We start from the raw sequence: 24704 nt of genomic DNA, 5'->3' as shown, positions 1-24704 counted from the left end.
GCCGGCCTTGGTCACATCCTCTGGCATCGCGGGTGGGCTCGAATCCCTAAAACGGACTAGCCGGTTTCGGTGAGCGCCCGGCGGTTCAGAGGAAGAAGTCGGTAGTGTCCTGGCCCATGCTCACGCCGCCGAGGTTCCAGGCGTACTTGGCCGGGCTGTTGGCGACGTGGGCGCGCCCTGTGTGGATGTCGCGGAACGCACGGTTGATCGGGTGGCCACGGAAAATGGTCGATGCACCGCTGTTGAACATCAGCTGTGCCGCCGCCTTGGCGCAGCGGTCGGCCACCAGGGCCGAGTCGTAGCGCATCTTCACCCGCGCCTGCATCCCGAGCGCGGTGCCGGCGCGTGCATGGTCGAGCATCACCTCGAAGTTGCGCAGCAGCACGGTGCGGCACTCATCGACGCAGACCATGGCATCGGCCAGGGCGCTCTGGGCGGCCGGGTCCTGGAGCATCTTGCGGCCATCGTTGACCGCCACCCGCGCCTTGTTGTGGGCGATGAAGTGATCGACCGCGCCCTGCAACGCACCGATCGCCGAGGACGACACCGCGCGCACGAAGATCTGCCCGAACGGCAGGCGGTACAGCGGCGAGGTGTTGACCGCATTGCCCGGGCTGTCTTGCATGAAGCCATCGACGGCGCGGTGGGTGCGGTACTCGGGCACGAAGGCGTCCTCGACCAGCACGTCATGGGAGCCGGTGGCCTCCAGGCCCATCACGTTCCAGTTGTCGAGGATCTGGTAATCGCTGCGCGGCACCAGGAAGGTGCGGTAGTCCGGCGCGCCGCCCGGCTCAGCCGGCGGCACCATGGCCCCAAGGAACGCCCACTGACAATGCTTGCTGCCGGAAGAGAACCCCCAACGCCCACTCAGACGGAAGCCCCCTTCGACCCGCTGGACCTTGCCCACTGGCATGTAGGACGAGGAGATCAGCACGGAGGTGTCCTGCCCCCAGACATCCTGCGCGGCGCGGTCATCGAACAGCGCCAGCTGCCAGTTGTGGATCGCCACCACGCCCAGCACCCAGGCTGACGACATGCACCCCTCGGCCAGGGTCATCTGCACCTCGAAGAAGTCCTTGGGTTCGAGCTCCAGGCCCTGCCAGCGGGCCGGTTGGAGAATGCGGAAGAAGCCTGCCTCGTGGAAGTCAGCGAGGGTCTGTTCCGGCAGGCGGCCCATCTGCGCGGCCTGCTCGGCACGTTCACGCAGCACCGGCACCAGTTCACGGGCGCGCTGGCGCAACTGTTGGCGTACGAGGTCTTGATTCATCTTGTTGTTCTCCTCTGATCGCCCCGATCCCCGGAGCGTGCGAGAGAGGCGTTGGGCCTCCACCGTGGCCATTGCAACAAGGTCAATCGCGCGCGACATCCCTCAAACGGACCATGTGGGGTGCGCATTGACTAGTCCCCTCGGACGATGTTGCCCCTTGCAGTCGTTGGAAGAATTCATCCCACTGAGACAGCCAACCCGAGGGCGTGCGATGAACGACAACAACAATTTGAAAGCCGACATGCTCCAGGCCATGCGCCGCCTGGCCAAGTCCGTGACCATCATCAGCACCAGCGACGGCAGCCAGCGCTTCGCCATGGCCGCCACTGCGGTGGATTCGCTGAGCACCGAGCCGCCATCGCTGCTGATCTGCGTCAACCAGAGCGCCTCACCTCACGCCGCGCTGGCCGCCGGTGCCAGCTTCTGCGTGAACATCCTGGGCCTGGAGCAGCAGCACCTGGCACACCTGTGCAGCGGCAGCATCAAGGGCGAGGCGCGCTTCGGCCAAGGTGAGTGGCTGACCAGCGACGAAGGCATCCCGTACCTGGCCGACGCCCAGTCATCGATCCTCTGCCGCCAGGATGGCCAGTTCGCCTACGGCACCCACACGGTCTTCATCGGTCGCATCCTGCGCATCCACACCACCCCGACCATCACCCCGCTGGTGTACCTGGACGGCCACTACACCACCACTGCCAAGCCTGCGCCCCTCGCGGCCAGTGTCGGCTGAGGCGCGGCCATGGCGAAGCACGCGGTGACAGCACCGCTGCGCGTCGACAACGCCGAGCAACTGCACTGGCAGCAGCGCGCCGACCTGGTGGTGGTCGGCTTCGGCGGCGCCGGTGCCAGTGCCGCCATCGAGGCCGCCAGTCGCGGCCTTTCGGTGTTGGTACTGGAGCGCTTCGCCGGCGGCGGCGCCACGGCCCTGAGCGGTGGCGTGGTCTATGCCGGCGGCGGTACGCCCCAGCAATTGCAAGCGGGCTACCCGGACAGCAGCGAGGCGATGTTCAACTACTTGCGCAAGGAGGTAGGCGATGCGGTCAGCGAACAGACCCTGCGCACTTTTTGCGAAGGCAGCCGGGAGCAACTGGCCTGGCTGGAGCGCCAGGGCGCGGTGTTCGAGGGCAGCATGGCCCCACACAAGACTTCCTATCCCAGCGACCGCTACTACCTCTATTACTCGGGCAACGAGGCGGTGCCAGCCTATGCCGTTGATGCCGCCGCCGCGCCCCGCGGGCACCGCACCAAAGGCACAGGCATGTCCGGTTCGGCGCTGTTCCGTGCCCTGGCCGACAGCGCCCGGCGCCGTGGCGTGCAGGTGCGCACCCAGTGCCAGGTGCGGCGTTTGGTGATCGACCGTGACAACCAGGTGATCGGCGTTGAAGCCTGGCAATTGCCCGCCGGCAGCCGCGCGGCACGCAGCCATGCGCGACTGGCGCGCTGGGCCGCCGCCGTGCACATGTACGTGCCGGCGTTGTCCGCCAGGCTGCGGGCGCGCATGCAGCGCCTCGAGCAACGCTATGCCCGGCCGGTGCGGGTCCGCGCCGATCATGGTGTAGTGCTGGCCAGCGGCGGTTTCGTGTTCAACCGCCAGCTGTTGGGCGAGTATGCGCCGCGCTACCTCGATGGCCTGCCCCTGGGCAGCAGCGGCTGTGACGGCAGCGGCATCGACTTGGGGCGTAGCGTGGGCGCCAGCCTTGGGCGCATGAACAAAGTCAGCGCCTGGCGCTTCATCAATCCACCGCTGGCTTGGGCGCGCGGATTGATCGTCAACGCCCGGGGCGAGCGCTACTGCAACGAAGAACTCTACGGCGCCACCCTGGGCCATGCCATGGTCGAGGAACACGACGGCCGTGCACTTTTGATCCTCGACCGCACCTTGCGCAACCAGGCCCTGGCGCAGGTCGGGCCAGGCAAGGTGTGGTCGTTCCAGCGTTTGCCGGTGCTGCTCAACCTGCTGTTCAACTGCCGCCGAGGCAACACGCTGGAGCAGTTGGCCGACCGCTGCCGGTTGCCCGCCGACACCCTGCGCCGCAGCGTGGAGACCTACAACCTGGCGGCCCGTGGCGAGACCACCGACCCGCTGGGCAAGTCCGCCTCGATGCTGCATGACTTGGGCCAGGGCCCCTGGTATTGCCTGGATCTGTCCTACGACAGCCGCCTTTACCCCTGCCCGACCCTGACCTTGGGCGGACTGCGGGTGTGCGAGCAAAGCGGCCGGGTGCTCGACCAGCAAGGCGCCCCCATCGCCGGGCTGTACGGCGCCGGCCGCTGCGCCGTGGGCGTTGCGTCGAACCTGTATGTCTCGGGCCTGTCCCTGGCCGATTGTGTCTTTTCTGGCCGGCGCGCCGCGGCCCATGTGGCCGAGCTTGCCGCAAGCCAACGTGCCTCTGAAGGAGAACACCCATGCAACGCGCAACTGACCCGTGGCCGCTGACATGAACATCCAGGCCACCCCAGACCAGACCCAGGCCAGCCCGGCGCCTGCCAGCACGCTGCGCCTGCAGGTGAGCGCGGTGATCGACGAGACCGCCGATGCCCGCTCGCTGGTGTTCGACGTCCCGCAGGCACTGCGCGAACGCTTTGCCTACAAACCCGGGCAGTTCCTGAGCTTTCGGGTGACCGTGGACGGCAAGCGCCTGACCCGTTGCTACTCGATGTCCAGCTCGCCGTGGACCGATGCACAGCCCCAGGTGACCATCAAGCGCGTCGAAGGCGGGCGAGTGTCGAACTGGATGAACCAGCACGTGCAGGCCGGCGACTGGCTCGACGTGCTGCCGCCGGCCGGGTACTTCTGTCTCGACCAGCGCCAGGCGGCCGACGCCAGCCGGCCCTTGGTGCTGTTTGGCGGCGGCTCCGGCATCACCCCGGTGTTCTCCTTGCTCAAGGCGGTGCTGCACAGCGGCCAGCGCCCGGTGCTGCTGGTGTATGCCAACCGTGACGAGGCGTCGGTGATCTTCCGCGATCAATTGCGCCTGCTCACCCGGGCCCACCCGGAGCAATTGCAGGTGGTGCACGTGCTGGACTCGGTGCAAGGCTTTCTCGATGCCGCCCAGGTACGCCAGCTGGTGCGCCATTGGCGTGGCGCGGACTACTTCATCTGCGGGCCAGGGCCGTTCATGGACACCGTGGAAACCACCCTGCTGGCCTTGGGCGAAGCACGCGACAGCATCCATGTGGAGCGTTTCGTCTCGCCGCCCGACCCGGACAGTCAAGGCGCCGCACAGGCCCCGGTGCCACTTGACGGCACCGGCTGCGAGCTGCTGCTGGTGGAGCTGGACGGTGTGACCCACCAGATCGTGCCGCGCCCGGGCGAAACCCTGCTGCAGAGCTGTCGTTCGGCGGGGCTGGATGTGCCGTACTCGTGCGAGGAAGGGTTCTGCGGGGCCTGCATGTGCACCGTCGAGGAAGGCCAGTCGCAGCTGACCCGCAACGATGTGCTCAGCCAGGCGGAGCTTGCGGCCGGGTGGACCTTGGCGTGCCAGGGGCATCCGCAGGGCGCGCGGGTGCGATTGAAGTTTCCTGCCTAAGGCTTTCGAGGTCGCCCTGGCCAATTCGCGGGTTTACCCGCGAAAAAGCCAGTCCCCCCTAGTCTCTACAGACGATCCCACCCGCCCCCGCAACAGGTAGACTCGCCACAGCAGCAGCTTCACAACAATAAAAGACAGAGGTTCGAATATGGCTCGTTTGCAAAACAAGGTCGCGGTGGTCACCGGGGGCGCGTCGGGCATTGGCCTGGCCTGCGTGCGTCGCTTCAGCGCCGAGGGCGCCCAGGTGGTCGGGCTGGATGTCGGCCAGGCGCCAGCGGACTTCCCGGGCCTGTTCATGACCCTGGATGTCCGCGACGAAACCCAGGTGCAGCAGGTGATGGCCGAGGTCGTCCAGCGTTTCGGCCATATCGATGTGTTGGTCAACGCCGCCGGCGTCGCCAGCCAAGGCAGCGTCACCAGCGCCAGCACCGCCGACTGGCAGCGGGTCCTGGACATCAACCTGACCGGCAGCATGCTCACCAGCAAGCATGTGCTGGGGCAGATGCAGGCCCAGCGCAGCGGCTCGATCATCAACATCGGCTCGATCTTCGGCCTGCAGGGCTGCGACGGCAACGTCGCCTACAACGTCTCCAAGGGCGGCATCAACCAGCTGACCCGCAGCATGGCCATCGACTATGGCTACGCCAATATCCGCGTCAACGGCCTGTGTCCGGGCCTGGTCGAAACGCCGATGACCAGCATGGTCCGCGAGAACCAGGCGTTCCATGATTTCTTCGCCTCGCAGCACATGCTCAGCCGCCCCGGGCAGCCGGAAGAAGTGGCCAATGTCGCGCTGTTTTTGGCCAGCGACGAGGCGTCCTTCGTCAGCGGGCAGATGATCGCCGTGGACGGTGGTTTCTCCGCCGGCCGCCGCTTCGCCCCGCCCAGCGCCTGACCGACCCGGCCGGGCCTGGCGCCCGGCCTTTCCCTTCGTCTATCGATCCTCTGCCTGAGGAGGCCACATGCCGTCCGTGGAAAATGCCCAGACCTTCCCGCAACTGTTCGCCCTGGCCGCCGAGGCCTACGGCGAGCGCCCGGCCATCGAAGACGCCGGCGATCCCATCAGCTACCAGCGCCTGGACCAGTTGCGCCGCCAGGCCGCGCGTGCCTTGCTGGCCCTGGACGTGCCGGTGGCGGCGCGGGTGGCAGTGTGGGCTCCGAACCTTTGGGAGTGGATCGTCGCGGCCGCCGCCCTGCACAGCGTCGGCGCCACCCTGGTGCCGCTGAACACCCGCATGAAAGGCGCCGAGGCCGCGCAGGTGCTGCACGACAGCGGCACCTGTGTGCTGTTCTGCATCAGCCGTTTTCTCGACACCGACTACCCTGCCCTGTTGGCCGACCAGACCTTGCCCGCGCTGCGCCAGGTGATCCACCTGCGCCCTGAGGGCGATGTCGGCCAAGGCCTGGCCTGGGAGGACTTTCTCGCCCTCGCCGAGCAGGTGCCCGACGCCTGTTTGAGCGAACGCGAACGACAGGTCACGGCCGACACCTTGTCGGACCTGCTGTTCACTTCCGGCACCTCGGGCAAGCCCAAGGGCGTGATGAGCTGCCATGGCCAGAACCTGCGCGTGGTGCGTGACTGGAGCGCAATCGTCGGTCTGCAGGCGGGCGATCGCTACCTGATCGTCAACCCGTTCTTCCATTCCTTTGGCTACAAGGCCGGCTGGGTCGCAGCGCTGATGCGCGGCTGCACCCTGCTGCCGCAGCAGGTGTTCGACACCCAGGCGCTGCTTGAATGTATCCAGCGCGAGCGCATCAACGTGCTGCCCGGGCCGCCCACGTTGTACCAGTCATTGCTGGCCCACCCCGAGCGCCAGGCGTATGACCTGGGCAGCCTGCGCATTGCCGTGACGGGCGCGGCGTCGATCCCGGTGCAGATGATCCGGCGCATGGCCAGCGAGCTGGGCTTTGCCACCATCGTCACCGCCTACGGCCTGACCGAGGCCTGTGGCTTCGTCACTATCTGCCGGGCCGGCGACAGCGCCGAGCGGGTCGCCACCACCTGTGGCCGGGCGATGCCTGATGTCGAGGTGCGCTGCGTCGATCCCCAAGGCCAGCCGGTGCCGGCCAATCAGCCGGGCGAGGTGCTGGTGCGCGGCTACAACCTGATGCGCGGCTACCTGGACGATCCGAGGGCCACCGACGAGACGATCGACGCCCAGGGCTGGCTGCATACCGGCGATGTGGGGGTGCTCGATGACGAGGGCTATCTGCGCATTACCGACCGCTTGAAGGACATGTTCATCACCGGTGGTTTCAACGTGTACCCGGCGGAGATCGAACAGACTCTGGTGCGTTATCCCGGTGTGGCCCAGGCGGCGGTGATCGGCATTGCCGACGAGCGTCTGGGCGAGGTCGCCATGGCCTTCCTGCTGCCGGTGCCGGGGCAGCGGATCGACGAAGCGGCGTTCTTGGCCTGGTGCCGGGTTCAGATGGCCAATTACAAGGTGCCACGGCGGGTCCAGGTGCTGGACAACATGCCGCTCAATGCCACCGGCAAGGTGGCCAAGCAGGTGTTGCGCGCTTGGGTCGCGGAGCCTGTTTGAGAACCACGGGGGCGCGTTGCGCCCCATCGCTCCGCTGACGCCCACAGCTACCGTGCTGCTTAGCAGGGCGAGATTCGGGAGCGCTGGTGGAGCCTGCGATGGGCCGCAACGCGGCCCCGGGGTTCAGATGACCCGCGCGGGATGCTGCTGGCGGGGCTCGCCCAACATGGCGCGGTGCGACGGAGGCTGGCGGCCGTCAGCTTCGGTGATGCCGTAGCGTGGGGCGACCTCGGCGCTGATGAGGGTCTGGCCGCTGTAGTCGGCCAATTGCGGGTCATTGAGCAAGGCATGGATCAGGCGCCCGTTGAACTGCGGCGTCTCGGCGTTCTCCAGGAACGCACGGTACTGCTCACCATGCTGCTCCCCGGCAATGCGCGTGCGTTCGGTCAGCTGCGGCCCGAGCCACAGCGAGACCGCCGCCACGCCACGGCCTTCGAAGTCGATGGCCATGTCCGCCGCGAACTTGTCGCAACCGGCCTTCTGCGCGCCATACGCCGGCCCGTGCATGTAGCAACCGGCCCCGAAGGACGAGGTGAAGCACACCAACGCACGCCCGCTGCGCAGTAGCAAAGGGGCCGCGTGATAGCTGGCGACATAGGCCGAGCGCAAGCCGACGTCGAGGATGCGCACCAGCGACAGCGGTTTTTCCCAGAACGGGCCCGGCTCGATCAGCTGGTCATGGATATGGGCAACGTTGTTGACCAGCAGATCCAGCTGGCCGCATTCGCGCTCGATGCGTTCGAACAGCGCCCGCACCTGCTCATCGTCGCCATGGTCACAGGCCACGGCGATACCCCGTCCGCCCGCCGCGTCGATGGCATCGGCCGTGCCCTGCAGGTCACCCTCCAGGGCCTGGCCATAGAGCGTCGAGCCGCCCTGCCCGGCCATCCGCCCTGTGACGTACACGGTCATGCCCGCCTCACCCAGTGCCTGGGCAATACCGCGCCCGACACCGCGGCTGGCGCCTGTGACCAATGCTACCTGTGGCCTTTCGTTGTGCATGCTTACCTCCCAGTGGTGGCCAGGGACGGTTGACCCTGGTTGTGTTCGCTATGGGCATGGATATGGTTGGCCGCCAGGTAACCGAAGGTCATGGCCGGGCCAAGGGTGGCACCGGCGCCGGGATAGGTGCGGCCCATCATCGAGGCGGCGCTGTTGCCGATGGCGTACAGCCCCAGGATCGGCCCGCCATCCTGGTGCAGCACCTGGGCGTGCGTATTGGTGAGCAAACCGCCCTTGGTGCCGATGTCGCCGGCATCCACCCGCACGGCGTAGAACGGCCCCTTGGTCAGCGGTGCAAGGCATGGGTTGGGCTGCACGCCGGGGTCGCCGTAGTAGCGGTCGAACAGCGACTCGCCCTTGCCGAAATCGTCGTCGCGGCCCTGGGCGGCCATGGCGTTGAAGCGCTGTACAGTGCGGCCCAGGCCGGTGGCATCGACGCCGATCTGCGCCGCCAGCGTGCCCAGGTCATCGGCCTTGTGCAGCACCTGGCGCAGATGCGCCGGCAATCGCCAGTCCGGCTGGGCATAGCCGGGCAGCAACGGGCCACAGGGGTACTTGCGCCGGAACTGGGCGTCGAAGACCATCCAGCACGGCACGCTGGTGGCGCCTTCGCGGTTGTTCGCGTACATGGCGTAGACGATGTCGCTGTAGGGCGCACCTTCGTTGACGAAGCGCTCACCGGCCGAGTTGACCAGGATGCAGCCAGGCAGGTTGCGCTCGACGAACAGCGCGCGCTGCTTCTCCTCGCCCGCCACCTGCACGGTCGGCGCCCACCAGCTGTGTTCCATCAGGGCCGTGCGTGCGCCAACGGCCACGGCCGCACGAATGCCATCACCGGTGTTGTGCGGCGGTGTGGCGCTCCAACCGGCATTGGACGGTTGCGGGTGATACTGCTCGCGCATCGCCTGGTTCCGCTCGAAACCGCCGGCGGCGATGATCACCCCATGCCGGGCCTTGATGTTCAGCCATTGCCCGTCGCGCAGCACTCGGGCGCCGCCGATGCGCTCGCCGACGATCAACAACTGATCGAGCCGGCAATCGAGCCACAGTGGCACGCCTCGGTCGAGCAACGAGCAGCGCAAGGCGCCCACCAAGGCGTTGCCCAGGGTCAGGTAGCGGTCGCGGCGCGACAGCCTGCGGCCCTTGCGGTCGCGCCAGTAGCGCCACAGCACCTTGGCGGTCAGGCCCATCCAGCCTTTGCCTCGGCACAGCAAGACCCGCGCTTCCTTCATGGTCATGGCCATGCGCCCCATCATCAACGTACCGGGGGATGGTGCGCGCATCCGCAGGAATTCATCACCCAGCTGCGCGGCGTCGAACGGCAACGGGTCCATGGAACGGTAGCCGGGCTTGCCGCCCGGCACTTCGGGGTAGTAGTCGGTGTAGTGGGCCTGGGCTTCGAAGCGCACGCGGGTGTCGCGCTCCAGGTACTGGACCATGGACCGGGCATGCTCGACGTAGGCCTCGATGCGCCCGTCGTCGACCTCGCCTTGCGTCACGGCCTTGAGGTACGCCACCGCCTCGGCGGCCGAGTCCGCCCCACCCAGCGCGGCCACGCGGTGGTTGTCGGGGATCCAGATCCCCCCGCCGGACACCGCCGAGGTGCCGCCGTACTGCTCGCTCTTCTCGATCACCAGGGTATCGAGCCCCAGGTCATGGGCTCGCAACGCGGCGGTCAGGCCGCCCGCCCCCGAACCGATCACCAGTACATCGCAACATTCGTCCCACCTGATCATGCACGCACCTCCTCGGGGCAGACGCCTCCAAAGCCCGCGCCGGAAAAGGAAGAACGCGGCCGGGGCCAAGGGCTCGCTCGATTGTCTGGCGCGGTGCATGACCGGACATCGTCCGATGGGACTAGCGGGTCACCACCGATTGCGCGTAGTCCACTTGGACGATGTTGGTCCAAGGGTCCGGTCCCATAGTCGGCCCTGCTTCACCTCCCAAAACCGGAACGTCGGTCGGGCAGGCATGCCCGCGCATGAGGACGACAATGATAAAAACAACAATCGCCCCCCAACCCCTTAACACGTACGTGCGTCTGTCCCTGTTGCTGCTGGCCGGGGGCCTCGGCCAGCAGGCCAGTGCCTTGACCTTCCAGCCCAGCGATGACCTGAGCATCGATTGGGACACGACGTTGTCCTACAGCCTTGCCTGGCGTACCGAGAAGCGTGACCACAAGTTGGTGAACAACGCCGACGGCAACGACGGCGACAACGCCTTCGACCGCGGCAGCCTGATCACCGACCGGGTGGGTTTCCTCACCGAAGCCAACCTGCGCTGGCAGGAAAACTACGGCCTGTTCATGCGCGCCTCGGGCTTCTACGACAAGGCCTACGACCAGAGCAACGACAACGACACCGGTACCTCCAACTGCTTCGCCAGCGGTGTGTGCAGCAAACCGAACCAGTTCCCCAAGGACACCGTCGACCAGCACCGCGACGACCTGCGCCTGCTCGATGCCTATGCCTACGGCACCTGGGACATGGCCGGGCACAACCTCAACCTGCGCGTGGGCGACCAAGTGGTGAGCTGGGGTGAAAGCCTGTTCTACCCAGGCGTCTCGGGCGCCCAGAGCCCGGTGGATGCCACCAAGGCGACTACCCCCGGCGTCGAGGTGAAGGAAGTGCTGCTGCCGGTCGGCCAGGTGTTCGGCCAGTTCAGCCTGACCGACGACCTGGATGTGGAAGCCTACTACCAGTACAAGTGGGAAAAGACACAGTTGTTCGGCGTCGGCAGCTACTTCTCCACCACCGACTTCATCGACCGTGGCGGCTACAGCGATGCCAGCGGCTTCGTCAAGCGCCTGCCCGACGACGAGCCCAGTGACAGCGGCCAGTACGGCCTGGCCCTGCGCTACAGCGCAGCGTCGCTGAACAACACCGAGTTCGGCCTGTACTACGTGCGCTACCACGACAAGACCCCGACGCTGGACTTCCAGAGTGACCTGGGCTTCTACCGTGCGCGCTACTTCGACAACATCGACCTGTACGGCGCAAGCTTCGCCACCGTGCTCGGCGATACCAGCCTGGCCGGCGAAGTCAGCTACCGCGACGGCCAACCGGTGATGGTCGACAACGGTTTCTCCAGCGCGGTACGCGCCGAGACCTTGCAGGCCCAGGTATCGGCCATCCACGTGTTCGGCCCCAATGCCTTCTCCGATAACACCACCCTGACCGGTGAGCTGGTCTACAACACCGTGCTCAACAACGACAAGTCCGACCCGCTGACCCTGGCCCCTGGCTTCTCGCTGCCGGGCACCGACTCGCTGGTCGGCGATCGCGATGCCTGGGGTTACACGGTGCAAGTCAACTTCGACTACAACGACGTGTTCAGTGGCTGGGACATGTCGGTGCCGATCAACTTCAGCACCGCCGCCCAGCACGACAGCGCCCTGACCGGCTCGATCAACTACGGCCAGGGCGACGACCGCGCCAGCATCGGTACCACCTGGCGCTACCTCGGCAACTTCACTGTCGAGGCCCTCTACAGCGCCTACCTGGGCAATGCCAACAACTCGCCCTGGGCCGACCGCGACAACGTTGCCCTCAACTTCAAATACCGGTTCTGAAGCCCCCGACGGAGGATCATCGACATGTCCAATCTCAAGCATCCCTGGATACGCACCACCCTCGCCGTCGCCCTGCTCGGCAGCAGCCTGGCCCTGCAGGCCAACGTCAGCGGCACCAGTGCCGCATCCCTGGGCAAGGACCTGACGCCCATGGGCGCCGAGCGCGCCGGCAACGCCGACGGCAGCATCCCGGCCTGGACCGGCAAATGGCGCGGCGCACCGCCCCAGGTGAAATTCGCCGGCCCCGGCACCCCCTACCCGGATCCCTATGCCGACGAAAAGCCGCTGTTCGTCATCACCGCGCAGAACATGGACCAGTACGCGGCCAACCTCTCTGACGGCCAGAAAGCGTTGTTCAAGCGTTATCCCGACACCTTCAAGATGCCGGTCTACCCCAGCCACCGGGATTTTCGCGTCGATCCGGACACCGAGGCGGCCATCAGCCGCAACGCCGCCAGCGCCAAGCTCAGCAGCGACGGCAACGACGCCCTGGACGCCTTCGGTGCCTCGCCCTTCCCGGTGCCGAAGAACGGCAACGAGCTGATTCTCAACCACACCATGCAGGCCCGTGCGATCACCGAGGAGGCCAACTACAACCAGGTGGTGGTCTACGCCGATAACAACCGCGTGCTGGAGAAGGTCAACTACAAGATCTACTCGCTGTGGTCCGACCCCAAGCAGAATGCGCAAAGCACCAACGGTGTGTTCACCGACTTCCTGCTCACCACCCTGGAGCCTGTGCGCAAGAAAGGTGAGATCGTCGTCGGTCACGAGTTCATCAACGCCGCCGCCCAGCCGCGCCAGGCCTGGCAGTACACCCCTGGCCAGCGCCGCGTGCGCCGTGCGCCGACCGTGGGCTATGACTCCCCGACCGGTGCCGGTGGTTTCCGCGTGTACGACGAGGACCGCCTGTTCAACGGTGCCACCGACCGTTACGACTGGAAGATCGTCGGCAAGAAAGAGATCTACATCCCGTACAACAACTACAAGATCGACAGCCCGCAAGTCAGCCAGGCCGATATCATCAACGCCGCCGGTCACATCAACCCTGACCTGATGCGCTACGAGAAGCATCGCGTCTGGGTCTTGCAGGCCACCCTCAAACCGAGCGCGCGTCACATCTATGCCAAGCGTACCTTCTACATCGACGAGGACAGCTGGGCTGCCATCCTGGCCGACAACTACGATGCCCGTGGCCAGCTGTGGCGCACCAACATGCAGACCTCGGTGTATGCCTATGACATCCAGCGCTTCCATGCCCGTCTGGGCCTGTACCACGACCTGATCGCCGGGTCCTACATGGTCGACCGCCTGCTCGACGGCCAGACCCCGGCCAAGCTCAACGCCAGCAACTTCGGCGCTGACGAATTCACGCCAGGCAACCTGCGCAAGCTCGGCACCCGCTAAGCAGCGACCACCTCAAAGCCCCGTGTCGAAAGACCCGGGGCTTTTTGTTTTGCCTTGTGCTTTTGGGGTGGGAGGGATCAGCCGGGGTAGCAGGCGGCCAGGCGCTGGGCGAGTGCTGGCAGTTGTGCGGGGCTCAGGCGATTGATGCCCGCGGCACGCACCCGGCCGCCCCCGCTGGGGAACTGCCGGCAAAAGGCATCGGCGGACCAAAGCGCACCGTCCGGCACGCGCAGGCTGAACATCCAGTCGCCATCAGGCTTGGCGCTGAGCAGCCCCACGGCACGTCCAGGCGCGGCAGCGGCCAGGTCGTTGGCCAGCACACCGCTGACTCGCCGCGCCCAGGCCTGTTCCGGCAAGCGGAACAGGCGCATGCCCGGCCCTTCGCACCACGGCGAAAGCCCCGCGGCGGCGGCCATGTCCGCGGCGTAACCGGCCCGCAGCACGGCAAAGCTTGCGCTGTGCTGCACGAAATCCAGCGGGTCGGCATAGGGCAACAGCTCGGCGGCCAGGGCCAGCGGATCGAAGTGCAAATCGGCCACGCTGTCGCCATAAGCGTTGTAATTGAGCAATTCGCCCAACTGCGCCAGGGCCGTCAGCTCAGGTGCGCCCAGACCATGGCGTTGCGCCAGGGCCCGTGCCGGCCCGGCCATGCCATCGCCAAAGGCCGCCACCACCGCCCAGCGGTGGGCCTTGCCTTGCAGCCAGGTGTCGACCAGCAGGCTGGTACACACGTGCGCCGCCGTGTCGATGTGCGCATCGAAGGCCGGATGCTGGGGCAGTTCCCCGGCAAAGTGATGGTCGAAGTAGCGCACCTGGGCGCCGTCGGCCAGCAAACGCTGGACGTCTTCGCGGTTCTGCTCGTGACCGATGTCCAGCACCGTCACCCGCTCGCCGGGGCGGGCCTTGACCCGGTCCAACAATGCAATGTCGCGCTTGACCCCGCTGACCAGTTGCACGTTTGGGTCGAGTTCGCCCGCCAGGCGCAACTGCTGCAGGGCACACAGGCCATCGGCGTCGCCGTTGAAAGCGCAATGATCGATCATGACCGCCCCCTTCAATACATCACTTCGCCGCCATTGGCGTCGAGCTGCGCGCCGTTGATTGCGCTGGAATAGTCCGAGGCCAGAAACAGCGCCGCCCGGGCGCATTCATCATCGGTGCGCATACGCCCGCCGGGGATGCCCGCGCTGAACTCGGCCTTGACCTGCGCCTCGCTGATCCCGCGGGCCTCGGCACTCTGACGGACCACCGCCTGCACCGGCGCCCCCCACATCCAGCCGCAGGCCAGGGCATTGACGCGGATGCCATACCCGGCCTGCTCGCAGGCCAGGTACCGCACGCTGGCGGCCAGGGCCGCCTTGGACGCCGAGTAAGCCGCGCCGCCCGGGTAAGGCTTGCGCACACCGAGCGTGTTGATCATCACGATCGCCCCTGCGCCCTGCTCGCGCATCGCCGGCAGCACGGCCCGGGACATGTTCAGCGAGCCCAGCAGGTTGACCTCCAGCGCCTCGCGCAGCGGCGCGTTGTCGGCCTCTTCCACGGCCTGGAAACCGCCGTGGGAGAACGCGCTGTTGACCAAGGCATCGATGCGCCCGAAGGCCTGCAGGGTGGCTTCGGCAAACCGGGTGCAGGCCTCGGGCTGGGTGATGTCGGTGGGCACGCACAGCACGTCGCAAGCGTGGCCCAGGGCGAGAATGCGGGCGCGGGCGTCGGCCAGCCGCTCGGCGCTGCGAGCCCCGATGGCCAGGGCGCGCGCACCTTCGCGCGCGGCCTCCAGGGCCAGCTTGATACCCAGGCCCGGGCCGATGCCGGAGATCATCACGACTTTGTCGTTCAACAGCATGGAGTGTTCCTTCTTCTGGTTGTGAGGGTGTCAGGCACGGGCGCGCAGGTGGCGGCTGCGGTATTGGGCATAGTCGCGCTGCAAGATGGCCTCGGTAAGGCCGAAGCGCTCGGGGGTGTAGTGGTGGCTGGCGCGCTTCTCGCGGCCGTTGTCGGCCAGCCAACGCACGATGGCTTCGCGCACCGCGTCGCTCAGGTCCAGGCCGGCAAACGCGTAGATACGCTCGACCACCGCCAATGGCTGGCCAAGGGTGTCTTCGAAATGCACATCCAGCACACGCCCTGCGGGCAGCAGCTCGCGCACGGCCATGGCATGACGAAGGGCACGGGCCATGCGGCGGTTCCACTGCTCGCCGACGGCCTCGGCATCGGCCTGGTCGCTGTACAGCTGCCACAGGGTATGGATGAAGCTCGCCAGCGACGGGATGGTGCTGGCAGGCTCGCGGTGGGTGAGGATCACCTGTGCGCCTGGGAAGACCTTGATCAACAGCTCCAGGGTATGCAGGTGCTGGGGGCTCTTGAGCAGCCAGCGACGGCCCGGTGCGATACCGCGTAAGCCCTGCTGCCATTGCAGGAACTGCAAGCAACGCTTGAGGTAGTGGTAGACCTCGGTCTGGTCCTGGCGATCGAGCCAGGCGGTGTAGCTGGGCACATTGACATAGGAGTCCATGGCGCAGAGGAAGCTGTGCTCCATCAACATGAACTCTTCATCGGCCTGCTCGGCATCGAGGGGGTGAATGGCCAGCAACTGCGGCAGGTGCTCGACCATTGCCGCGACCTCTGCGCGGGCGCGCTGGATGCGCGCCCCGGGCTGGGCCGGGTCTTCGCCGGGCAGGGGCGCCGGGTAGCGGGTTTCCCACCATTGGGCCTTGCTGAACTGCGGATCGACCGCCAGGGTGCGCTGCAACAAGGTGGTGCCGGTGCGCGGCAGGCCGACGATCACCAGCGGGTCGTCGACAGGTTGCGCCAGGATTTCGGGGAAGCGCTTGCAGTGCTCCTCCACCACCAAACGGTTGGCCAGTTGCGCCACCAACTTTTCGCGCAGCATGCCGCGCCCGGCGGACGACAACCGGGCCTCCAGCTCCAGCGCCTGGGCCAGTACTGCCAGGGCCTCTCGGTAGTTACCGGGGCCGAAATCCTGCAGGCCGCCGGTCCGGGCGCTGGCGTCGGCCAGCAGGCGGTCTGGGGCGAATTCACTGTTGATCATCGGACGAGCTCCTCAAGGGCATGCAACTTCACGACGCGGGTGCTGGGGTGAACAGGGGATTTCGCGCCGACCCAGCGCAGGCACAGGGTGCCGTGGGGGTGACCGGCGGTGTGCAGCCAGTTGGCCAAGCCCGGGTCACGGGCGCTGAGCACCATGCGCAGGCCACCGTTGTCATCCAACTGGGCCGAGTGTTTGTTCAGGCAGATGCGGTGGTAGCGGTAGTCCAGGGATTCCATCCAGTAGTTGTTGATCTGCAGGTTCCAGAAATCGCACGCCGGTACGTGGTCGACCTCGATCAGCAACGCCTCGTCGTCAGCCAGCGCCCAGTACGAGTGGTAGTAGAAGATGTTCGGGTCGCCCCCCACCGACTGGCACAGTGCCTGGTCGGCCGGCGGCAGCTCATTGGTGTGGGCCTGGTAGCCCTGGGCCCAGTCGGCGAACAGCCGTGCGGTGTTCTCCACGAACGAGGCGGCGCGCTGCAGGCCTTGCTGCAGGAAGGCAGGGTCCAGCGGCGCGGGCACCTGGTCGGCGTCCAGGCGCTCGATGTGCAGCCGTGCAGGCTGCTCGGTGGCGCGGTCGAGGAAGGTCTGGCGCACGATCAGCGCGTTACTCTCCGGCTCCAGGCGCAACCAGTTGCCGCTGGCCTGCGGGTACTGGCTGAGGATGATTTCGAAGTTGCCCTGGGCATCGAGCTCAAGCTGGCTGGCGTCGATGAAGCCGGTCTGGATCATCTTGCCGTCGGTCTCGTAACCGCCTTTTTGTGTGCCGAAGCTCAAGTAGGCGACACTGCCGCGCTGGCCGCTGACGCGGTAGCGCTGGGCGCCATTGAGGCGGGCGTAGCGGTACAGGTTGTCGGGGTTGTCGGCGCCGATCTTGGCGGTTTCATGGGAGGGTGTGATGAAGCCTGGGAAGTCCGGGTCGGCGAACTCCAGGTGCATCTCCAGGGCGATGCGCAGCAGGCGCGTGAGGTAGCGAAAGCCTTCGGCGCGGGTCTGCGCATCGGCCGGCGCCTCGGCGCGCAGGATCTGCTCGCCGCTGCGCCTTAGCTGTTCGCAGAACCGGTTCCAGGTTTCACCGCTGCACACCTGCTGCTCGGTTGGGTCGTTAACCATGAGGGTCTCCTTGGGGGGCGGAATGCCGCGGGTTGGGAGACCATAGGAATTGCGACCCTCGGAGTACTACGTCCGAGCGGACTAAAGCGCTCTGTGCAGTGCGGTCAATACAACGGTTTATTTCTTGGATGCTGGGTAATAAAAACTTTTAGATATTTCATGCATTTTTTTATTTTGTTGCACCCCCTTCAAATATTCATGCCTGGAGGGAAACACCACGTTCCAGCCTGCCGCCAAATACTGCTTATCATTTGGATTAGCCCCAATGATGCTCCCATCCGGACTAACGCTAATGGCAATAAAGTGGTTTTTCCCTCCCGCCTCAACCTTATAGATTGGGCGGGCCGAGTCGCGTCCATGTGCCTTGCCTTGCTGACCCACGATCTCTCCCTCAGTGAGGGCTTTCATGATGATCGACTGTATTTCTACATCTTTAGTGAACCCGACGGCTTCAAAATCACCGTAATGATTTTCTCTGATGTGCCTCCACCCCTCCCCCTTTGACTTGTCTCCTTTTTTGTCTTTATCCGTTCCAATCCAGCCAGTGAGCATAAAAACAGGTCTCAACTCCTGCTTCCCGCCAACATTTACAAGTCTTCTACCCACTGCCTCGGTAGGCTCGTATTTAACACGGCTATTTCTGGATTCGACCCATTGACGCAGACCGGTGGAGGCGCTGTCTTTCAGCGCATAATTAGGCGCTGCCCTTGAGCCGCCTGCAGCGGCACCCGTGTTTGCGTCCATGCTTTGCTTGGGCTGCTGATTCCTTTGCTTCCTGCCCTTGGGCAATACAAATCCGTCGTCATCCTCATTCGGATCTCGGTCCGCCAACCCTTGGTCGTCGAGCCGCGAGACCGGATTGTTCCTGACCATGCAGTACAGGTTCAGCCCGTCCACCTTGCCAGCGGGATCGGCACTGAGCCACCGCCCGACCCAAGATTGGTAATAGCGATAGCCGTAGTAATAGAGCCCCGTCGCATCCCGCTCCTTGCCTGAGTAGCGAACTGTCTTGTAGCTCGCCTGCACCGCATTGCGATGGGTCCAGACCGCCGTCCCGCCGAAGGGGTAGAACTCCTCCTGGCTGATCAGGTTGCCCGCGCCGTCGACCTCCAGAGCGCTGCTGCCCAGCAGGTTGTCGTAGCTGTAGCGCAGTTGGTCGTTGGCAATGTCCGCAGGCTTGCCTGCGGTCCAGTGCAACACCCGCACCTGGGCACGGCCCGCCTTGCCCAGGGTGATGACCTGCAGGTCTTCGGTGACCTTGTCGCCCGTTGCCGTGCACCGCTGCTCAAGCCCGGGCAGATAAAGCACCCATTGTCTCTGCACGCTGCCGGAGGCCTGCTGGACGCTGCTCTTGAGTACACGCTGGCTGTCATGGTCATAGCGGTAGCTTTCATGATCGTTCAGGCCGCCTTCGCGCTTCACCGGAGAGACCTGGTGCAACTCGCCGCGCGGTGTCCAGGCAAGGGTTTGCCCGGGTGACAGCAGCTTTTGCTGACCTGCGGCGCCGAACAGCGCCTCGACCTCGGTCGGATCCTTGGCCAAGGTGCTCAGCACCGCCCGATTGCTTCGAGCGCTGATGGTGATGTCGGTGGTGTAGCTGTGGTTCGTGGCAGGGGCGCTGTGGCGGATCTGGCTCAGGTTGCCCGCCGTGTCGTAGGTATAGCGGCGGGTGTAGCGGGTCGTGGCGCCGGGATCGGCCATCTCGCGCCCCGTTGCGCTGACCAGTTGATAGAGGCTGTCGTACGTGTAGGTGTTTTCCGGGACCACCTTCTGGTTGCGCCAGAAGCGCGTGGCTTCGGCGTCGTTACGCACGCTCAACACGTTGCCCACCGGGTCGTAGGCGTAGCGCAGATCCTGCAGCACTTTCGCCCCACTGCCCTGACGCTCGGTCTTGATGGAGGCCAGGCGCTGGGTCTTGGGCTCGTAGGTGTAGGTCGTCACCACCCCGTTGCCATGTTCCTCGCGCAGCTTCTGGCCGGCAGCAGAGTAATGGAGGGATTTGACGATCACCTGTTCGGTGCCGCCCTTGAGCGTGAGCCAGCTGCCAGCCAATTGGCCGGCCACGTCATAGCACAGACGTTGCTTATGGCCTGCGGCATCCTGGGTGCTCAGCACTGCCCCAGTGGCATCGGTGGTGGTCTGGGTGGTGTACGCGTCGGGCTCGAGCCCCGCGTCGTCCTCGCCCTGCCAGTCGACGAGGGTGTCAGGGCTGTCGGCATTCTTGAGCAGTTGTCGGGTGACCGACTGAGACACGCCGGTCAGGGCAATGCGCTCGGTCCTCACCAGCCCGGCGGTGTCGTAGTGCCGAATGCACTGGCCGGCGAGGTTATGTGCCTGGGCCTCTGGTGTCGGATCGGCCCAAAGAAGGCGTTCGATGACGCGCGCCGGCGCACCGGCCACCTGCTCCGTCACGTACAGTGGGCGGCCCGGCAGCGAGGCGTCCTCGTACTGCCAGGTGCGGGTCACGGGCGGGTCGTCCTTGTCGGCGCTGATGTTGTGCAGCGTCAGGCACGGCCTACCGGCGACATCGCTCAGGGCCAGTGATGTTCCGGCATCGACGCTTTGCGTGCGCAAGACCTCGCCGGCCAGGCTCGTCAGGTAGGTGAAGTTGGCCAGCCCGGCCTCGTGCAGGCGCGGATCGGTGCTCTGGGTCAGAAAGCCGCGGGCATCATGGCGATGGTAGGTGATACGCGTGTCCGTCACCTGTGGGGTATCGGGGTGGCGATGATAGGCGACGCTGCGTACAGGTAAGCCGCGATTGTCCGACACCGTGACGGTGGGTGTGTTGCTGAATAGGGAAATGTTCAAGACTTGCTCCTTCAGTCATTACGAGATAACCCGCCCCTTTTCAGCATCCTAAGCACCCCCACACGCGGTGAAAGCTCAGCGATCTAACAGCCTTGTGGCTTGCCCCCTTCTCTCCGGGCGCCTGTTCCCTACAGCGGATTCCACCGAGCCTCCGGTGCGCGTGTCGTGTCGCCAGGCTTGGAGATGTTCGCGCCGATAACATACCCATTGGCAGCGACACTGACGGCAACCCGCACCAATCTTCCCCCGTACTGGATCTGGTAGACCGGACGGTTCTGCCCTTGCGTAGCGACGTGCCTGCCCGTTGTCACTGCGCTGATCACCAATTCTCTGATTTGCGCATTGCTGTAGGCCCCGACTTTATGGAAGTCGTCTAGGTGCTTGCCCACAACGTGATACATCCCGCCCTTCATCCCGGCATTCTGGATGTACACGTACAGCCCGGTCTCCTTGTCGCGCCCTACAGCCTCGATTTCATGGATGCTCTTGGCGCCTTGCGCGCGCAACACCCGCTTGAGTTTTTCACCTGGCTCACCGTTGATGATGAGGCCGGCGCCATGGTCGAAACGCTCCTTCCTGGCCTGCCAAGCTGCGGCCGTTCTTGCTTTTTCCACCTCCTTAGCCGTCGCCATGCCAGAAAAATCCTGAGACGGCAATCTTGGCGAAGTTGCCGCTCTTGGCCTTGGTTCCTCAGGCGTGTGTGCTTGCGCAGTGGGAGGCGACGAGAACAATGATCGCCCGTGCGCCCTGCCCCAGGCTGAAGGTGGATTACCGTTGGATGGCATGTGCATCACTCCTTGTTCAGTAGCGTGGGATTGTTCCTAACTTTCGATCAGAGTTCTGCACGCGCACTGCTTCACAGCAGGCGGATTTTGCCGCCACTCATACGGAACAATGCCTAGCTCCAAGTAGGATTACCTCACTCTGCCTCCTCGTCCAAACGGACGAGGAGCCCCCCGTCGCAACGGGCGACGATCCCCCGTTGGGCCATCTGGCTCTCCCGCGCCCAGCCGGGCTTGGGCCATCCAACGAGGACACCTTGATGACAACAGAAAAAAACCTGGTTCGCTCCGTCACCGTGGATATCGCCGCCCCTGCAGAGCTGGTCTGGTCGATCCTCATCGATCTGCCCCGCTATCCCCAGTGGAACCCGTACACGGTCAAGGTCGAGTCCACCTTGCGCCTGGGCGAGCCGGTCAATCTGTACCTGCCTGATCCCACGCAGCCCGGTGAGCTGATCCACGTGACCGAGCAGTTGGCCGACTTCGAACCGTACCGCCTGCTGGCCTGGGAGATGCACGCCAGCGCCAGCAACCCCGACGCCGCCCGCCGCGAGCAGGTGATCGAACGTACCGGCCCGGACAGCTGCCGCTACCACACCACCGACCAGTTCCTGGGGCCCACCGCCGACACGGTCATGGCCAACCATGGCCACTGGGTCAAGCAGGGCTTCGATGCCGTGGCCCTGGCGGTGAAGGCCCGCGCCGAGTCGCTGCACGCTGCTGCAGGGTGATCTCCATGCCCCCGGCGCACTTCGTCCGAGCAGACGAAGAGGAGCCGGGGGCGCATTGCCTACCTTGGCGTCAACCGGGCCCAAGCCCGGACGATCACGAGGAGGTATCCGATGTTGACTCATCTGCAATGGCTGGAAGCCGAGAGCATCCAGATCATCCGCGAAGTGGTGGCCGAGTGTGAAAACCCGGTGATGCTTTACTCCATCGGCAAGGACAGCGCGGTGATGCTGCACCTGGCGATGAAGGCCTTCGCTCCGGGCAGACCGCCCTTCCCGCTGCTGCACGTGGACACCACCTGGAAGTTTCGCGAAATGATCGCCTTCCGCGACCAGACCGCCAAGCGCCTGGGCCTGGAACTGCTGGTGCACATCAACCCCGAGGGCGTGGAAAAGGCCATTGACCCTTTCACCCACGGCTCGGCGCTGCACACCGATGTGTGGAAGACCCAGGGCCTCAAGCAGGCGCTGGACAAGCACGGTTTCGACGCAGCCTTTGGCGGCGCGCGGCGCGACGAGGAAAAGTCCCGGGCCAAGGAGCGGGTGTTCTCGCTGCGCTCCGAGCAGCACCGCTGGGACCCCAAGCAGCAGCGCCCGGAGCTTTGGCGTCTGTACAACACGCGCAAACGCAAGGGCGAGAGCCTGCGGGTGTTCCCGCTGTCGAACTGGACCGAGCTGGATATCTGGCAATACATCTATCTCGAGCAGATCCCCATCGTGCCGCTGTACTTCGCCAAGGAGCGCCCGGTGGTGGAGCGCGATGGCACCCTGATCATGGTCGACGACCACCGCCTGCCGCTGCGTGACGGCGAGACCCCGCAGATGCGCAAGGTGCGCTTTCGCACCCTGGGGTGCTACCCGCTTACCGGTGCCATCGACAGCGACGCCGACGACCTGCCGGCGATCATCAGCGAGATGCTGGTCAGCCGCACCTCGGAACGCCAAGGCCGCCTGATCGACAGCGATTCGGCCGGCTCCATGGAGAAGAAAAAACAAGAGGGGTACTTCTGATGAACGCCATCACCCAGCACGACGAACTCACCCCGTACCTGCAGGCGCAACAGCACAAGCAACTGCTGCGCTTCATCACCTGTGGCAGTGTCGACGACGGCAAAAGCACCCTGATCGGGCGCCTGCTGTACGAGTCCAAGGTGTTGTTCGAAGACCAGCTCGGCCAGCTCGAAGCCGACTCGAAAAAGCTCGGCACCCAAGGCGAGGAGCTGGACTTCGCCCTGCTGGTGGACGGCCTGGCCGCCGAGCGTGAGCAAGGCATCACCATCGATGTGGCGTACCGCTTCTTCGCTACTGATAAACGCAAGTTCATCGTCGCCGACACCCCCGGCCATGAGCAGTACACCCGCAACATGGTTACCGGCGCGTCCACCGCGGACCTGGCGGTGATCCTGGTGGATGCCCGCCAAGGCTTGCTGACCCAGACCCGCCGCCACAGCTACCTGGTGTCCCTGCTGGGTATCGGCAAAGTGGTGCTGGCGATCAACAAACTCGACCTGATGGATTACGCCCAGGCGGTGTTCGAGCGCATCGAGGCCGAGTACCGCGCCTTCGCCGCGCAGATCGGCCTGCATGATATCCAGTGCATCCCGCTGTCGGCGCTGCGCGGCGACAACATGCTCAGCCCCAGCCCGAATACCCCGTGGTACACAGGCCCGAGCCTGCTGGCGTATCTGGAAGACGTGCCGCTGGAGCAGGCCCGCGCCAGCGAAGCGGCGTTTCGCCTGCCAGTGCAATGGGTCAACCGGCCGAACCTTGATTTTCGCGGCTACTGCGGCAACGTCGCCGCTGGCAGCGTGAGCGTCGGCGAGCGCATCCGCGTACTGCCTTCAGGCCAGCAGAGCGAGGTCACGAAAATCCTCGGCCCCAACGGCCCGCAACAACGGGCCGAATGCGGCCAAGCTGTGACCTTGGTGCTCAAGGACGAGATCGACATCAGCCGCGGCGACCTGATCGCCCTGGCCGACGCCCCGCCTGCGGTGGCCGACCAGTTCGAGGCCACCCTGGTGTGGATGGACGAAGACGCCCTGCTGCCCGGGCGCCCCTACCTGATGAAGATCGGCTGCCGCACCGTAGGCATGAGCTGCGCCAATCTCAAGCACCGGGTCGATGTGAACAGCCTTGAGCAACTCGCGGCCAAGACCCTGGAGCTCAACGGCATCGGCGTGTGCAACCTGCACTTGGACCGGCCGATCCCGTTCGATGCCTATGCCGACAACCGCGACACCGGCGGCTTCATCGTCATCGACCGCCTGAGCAACCGCACGGTGGGCGCCGGCATGTTGCACTTTGCCCTGCGCCGCGCGCAGAACGTGCATTGGCAAGCCATCGACGTCAACCGCGAGGCCCACGCCGCGCTCAAGGGCCAGAGCCCGCGGGTGCTGTGGTTCACCGGGTTGTCGGGGGCAGGTAAATCGACCATCGCCAACCTGGTGGAACGCAAGCTGCACGCCCTGGGCCGGCACACCTACCTGCTCGACGGCGACAACGTACGCCACGGTCTGAACCGCGACCTGGGCTTCACCGAGGCGGACCGGGTGGAGAACATCCGCCGCGTGGCCGAGGTGGCCAAGCTGATGCTCGATGCCGGGTTGATCACCCTGGTCTCGTTCATCTCGCCGTTTCGCGCCGAGCGCGACATGGCCCGTAGCCTTGCCGGGGATGGCAACTTCCTGGAGATCTACATCGACGCCCCACTGGCCCTGGCCGAACAGCGCGACCCCAAGGGGCTGTACCAGAAAGCCCGGCGGGGCGAGCTGAAGAACTTCACCGACATCGACTCGCCCTACGAGCCACCGGTGACCCCGGAGCTGCACATCGACACCCAACGCGAATCGGCCGAAGCCGCCGCCGAGCGCATCGTCGAAGCCTTGCTCAGGCTATGAGCGCA

The 24704-nt window shown here is 65.5% G+C and carries 19 protein-coding genes; 10 read left to right on the top strand and 9 right to left on the bottom strand.

Annotated features, from left to right (window positions below):
• Positions 1-85: 85 nt before the first annotated feature.
• Positions 86-1267, bottom strand: coding sequence for an acyl-CoA dehydrogenase family protein (locus J5X93_RS10315; RefSeq protein ID WP_043214643.1), 1182 nt, complete (start codon positions 1265-1267; stop codon positions 86-88).
• 211 nt (positions 1268-1478) lie between these two features.
• On the opposite strand from J5X93_RS10315, the gene J5X93_RS10310 reads away from it, so the two are divergent.
• From J5X93_RS10310 to J5X93_RS10290, 5 genes are all read left to right on the top strand, one after another.
• A complete protein-coding gene (locus J5X93_RS10310) occupies positions 1479-1997 on the top strand; it encodes a flavin reductase family protein (protein ID WP_043214641.1) in 519 nt (172 codons plus the stop codon).
• 9 nt (positions 1998-2006) lie between these two features.
• Positions 2007-3704, top strand: coding sequence for an FAD-binding protein (locus J5X93_RS10305; protein ID WP_182941099.1), 1698 nt, complete (start codon positions 2007-2009; stop codon positions 3702-3704).
• Between the two features lies 1 nt (position 3705).
• Entirely contained in the window at positions 3706-4797 is a 1092-nt protein-coding gene (locus J5X93_RS10300; protein WP_182941103.1) for a ferredoxin--NADP reductase, read from the top strand.
• 148 nt (positions 4798-4945) lie between these two features.
• Entirely contained in the window at positions 4946-5692 is a 747-nt protein-coding gene (locus J5X93_RS10295; protein ID WP_182941106.1) for an SDR family NAD(P)-dependent oxidoreductase, read from the top strand.
• Between the two features lie 67 nt (positions 5693-5759).
• Positions 5760-7343 (top strand): FadD3 family acyl-CoA ligase, encoded by a 1584-nt coding sequence (locus J5X93_RS10290; RefSeq protein WP_182818638.1) that lies wholly within the window; start codon positions 5760-5762, stop codon positions 7341-7343.
• 123 nt (positions 7344-7466) lie between these two features.
• Here the strand turns inward: J5X93_RS10290 and J5X93_RS10285 are convergent, their stop codons facing one another.
• Together J5X93_RS10285 and J5X93_RS10280 are read right to left on the bottom strand one after the other, a co-directional pair.
• Positions 7467-8345 (bottom strand): SDR family NAD(P)-dependent oxidoreductase, encoded by an 879-nt coding sequence (locus J5X93_RS10285; RefSeq protein WP_090345687.1) that lies wholly within the window; start codon positions 8343-8345, stop codon positions 7467-7469.
• A 2-nt stretch (positions 8346-8347) separates the two neighbouring features.
• Complete coding sequence (locus J5X93_RS10280; RefSeq protein ID WP_182941109.1) at positions 8348-10081, bottom strand: FAD-dependent oxidoreductase; 1734 nt, start codon at positions 10079-10081, stop codon at positions 8348-8350.
• Positions 10082-10338: 257 nt separating this feature from the next.
• Here J5X93_RS10280 and J5X93_RS10275 point away from each other — a divergent pair, with 257 nt between their 5' ends.
• Positions 10339-11916, top strand: coding sequence for a DUF1302 domain-containing protein (locus J5X93_RS10275; protein ID WP_102082467.1), 1578 nt, complete (start codon positions 10339-10341; stop codon positions 11914-11916).
• A 24-nt stretch (positions 11917-11940) separates the two neighbouring features.
• Positions 11941-13323 (top strand): DUF1329 domain-containing protein, encoded by a 1383-nt coding sequence (locus tag J5X93_RS10270; protein WP_043215152.1) that lies wholly within the window; start codon positions 11941-11943, stop codon positions 13321-13323.
• A 77-nt stretch (positions 13324-13400) separates the two neighbouring features.
• Here J5X93_RS10270 and J5X93_RS10265 read toward each other — a convergent pair whose 3' ends face one another.
• The 6 genes from J5X93_RS10265 to J5X93_RS10240 all read right to left on the bottom strand — a co-directional run bounded on the left by J5X93_RS10265 (position 13401) and on the right by J5X93_RS10240 (position 20924).
• The gene (locus tag J5X93_RS10265) at positions 13401-14366 is read right to left on the bottom strand and encodes an acetyltransferase (protein WP_182818628.1); all 966 of its coding nucleotides are present in this window, start codon (positions 14364-14366) and stop codon (positions 13401-13403) included.
• Positions 14367-14377: 11 nt separating this feature from the next.
• Entirely contained in the window at positions 14378-15166 is a 789-nt protein-coding gene (locus tag J5X93_RS10260) for an SDR family oxidoreductase (RefSeq protein ID WP_182818625.1), read from the bottom strand.
• 30 nt (positions 15167-15196) lie between these two features.
• Positions 15197-16372 carry a sulfotransferase family protein gene (locus tag J5X93_RS10255; RefSeq protein WP_182941113.1) on the bottom strand — a complete coding sequence of 392 codons (1176 nt, stop codon included), beginning with the start codon at positions 16370-16372 and terminating at the stop codon, positions 15197-15199.
• Positions 16369-17484, bottom strand: coding sequence for a DUF1214 domain-containing protein (locus J5X93_RS10250; protein ID WP_182818619.1), 1116 nt, complete (start codon positions 17482-17484; stop codon positions 16369-16371). Before J5X93_RS10250 ends, J5X93_RS10255 begins: the two co-directional genes overlap by 4 nt.
• A gap of 117 nt (positions 17485-17601) precedes the next feature.
• Positions 17602-20292 (bottom strand): RHS repeat domain-containing protein, encoded by a 2691-nt coding sequence (locus J5X93_RS10245; RefSeq protein WP_250034812.1) that lies wholly within the window; start codon positions 20290-20292, stop codon positions 17602-17604.
• Positions 20293-20420: 128 nt separating this feature from the next.
• A complete protein-coding gene (locus J5X93_RS10240) occupies positions 20421-20924 on the bottom strand; it encodes a hypothetical protein (protein WP_043215909.1) in 504 nt (167 codons plus the stop codon).
• A gap of 410 nt (positions 20925-21334) precedes the next feature.
• Between J5X93_RS10240 and J5X93_RS10235 the strand changes: the two genes are divergently transcribed.
• The 3 genes from J5X93_RS10235 to cysN all read left to right on the top strand — a co-directional run bounded on the left by J5X93_RS10235 (position 21335) and on the right by cysN (position 24699).
• Entirely contained in the window at positions 21335-21805 is a 471-nt protein-coding gene (locus J5X93_RS10235) for an SRPBCC domain-containing protein (RefSeq protein WP_102082462.1), read from the top strand.
• Between the two features lie 93 nt (positions 21806-21898).
• Positions 21899-22813, top strand: coding sequence for a sulfate adenylyltransferase subunit CysD (gene cysD / locus J5X93_RS10230; RefSeq protein WP_256664336.1), 915 nt, complete (start codon positions 21899-21901; stop codon positions 22811-22813).
• A complete protein-coding gene (gene cysN, locus J5X93_RS10225; protein ID WP_250034810.1) occupies positions 22813-24699 on the top strand; it encodes a sulfate adenylyltransferase subunit CysN in 1887 nt (628 codons plus the stop codon). Before cysD ends, cysN begins: the two co-directional genes overlap by 1 nt.
• Positions 24700-24704: the final 5 nt, after the last annotated feature.

Origin of the sequence: Pseudomonas sp. BYT-1 (assembly GCF_023611805.1) — a bacterium.
Classification (GTDB): Bacteria; Pseudomonadota; Gammaproteobacteria; order Pseudomonadales; family Pseudomonadaceae; genus Aquipseudomonas; species Aquipseudomonas guariconensis.
This window is presented reverse-complemented; position numbering and strand designations above follow the sequence as displayed.

Bases quoted from the DNA above. Each gene is read 5' to 3' on its own strand.
- J5X93_RS10315 (WP_043214643.1), bottom strand. From the start codon at position 1,267: ATGAATCAAGACCTCGTACGCCAACAGTTGCGCCAGCGCGCCCGTGAA.
- J5X93_RS10310 (WP_043214641.1), top strand. From the start codon at position 1,479: ATGAACGACAACAACAATTTGAAAGCCGACATGCTCCAGGCCATGCGC.
- J5X93_RS10305 (WP_182941099.1), top strand. From the start codon at position 2,007: ATGGCGAAGCACGCGGTGACAGCACCGCTGCGCGTCGACAACGCCGAG.
- J5X93_RS10300 (WP_182941103.1), top strand. From the start codon at position 3,706: ATGAACATCCAGGCCACCCCAGACCAGACCCAGGCCAGCCCGGCGCCT.
- J5X93_RS10295 (WP_182941106.1), top strand. From the start codon at position 4,946: ATGGCTCGTTTGCAAAACAAGGTCGCGGTGGTCACCGGGGGCGCGTCG.
- J5X93_RS10290 (WP_182818638.1), top strand. From the start codon at position 5,760: ATGCCGTCCGTGGAAAATGCCCAGACCTTCCCGCAACTGTTCGCCCTG.
- J5X93_RS10285 (WP_090345687.1), bottom strand. From the start codon at position 8,345: ATGCACAACGAAAGGCCACAGGTAGCATTGGTCACAGGCGCCAGCCGC.
- J5X93_RS10280 (WP_182941109.1), bottom strand. From the start codon at position 10,081: ATGATCAGGTGGGACGAATGTTGCGATGTACTGGTGATCGGTTCGGGG.
- J5X93_RS10275 (WP_102082467.1), top strand. From the start codon at position 10,339: ATGATAAAAACAACAATCGCCCCCCAACCCCTTAACACGTACGTGCGT.
- J5X93_RS10270 (WP_043215152.1), top strand. From the start codon at position 11,941: ATGTCCAATCTCAAGCATCCCTGGATACGCACCACCCTCGCCGTCGCC.
- J5X93_RS10265 (WP_182818628.1), bottom strand. From the start codon at position 14,366: ATGATCGATCATTGCGCTTTCAACGGCGACGCCGATGGCCTGTGTGCC.
- J5X93_RS10260 (WP_182818625.1), bottom strand. From the start codon at position 15,166: ATGCTGTTGAACGACAAAGTCGTGATGATCTCCGGCATCGGCCCGGGC.
- J5X93_RS10255 (WP_182941113.1), bottom strand. From the start codon at position 16,372: ATGATCAACAGTGAATTCGCCCCAGACCGCCTGCTGGCCGACGCCAGC.
- J5X93_RS10250 (WP_182818619.1), bottom strand. From the start codon at position 17,484: ATGGTTAACGACCCAACCGAGCAGCAGGTGTGCAGCGGTGAAACCTGG.
- J5X93_RS10240 (WP_043215909.1), bottom strand. From the start codon at position 20,924: ATGGCGACGGCTAAGGAGGTGGAAAAAGCAAGAACGGCCGCAGCTTGG.
- J5X93_RS10235 (WP_102082462.1), top strand. From the start codon at position 21,335: ATGACAACAGAAAAAAACCTGGTTCGCTCCGTCACCGTGGATATCGCC.
- cysN (WP_250034810.1), top strand. From the start codon at position 22,813: ATGAACGCCATCACCCAGCACGACGAACTCACCCCGTACCTGCAGGCG.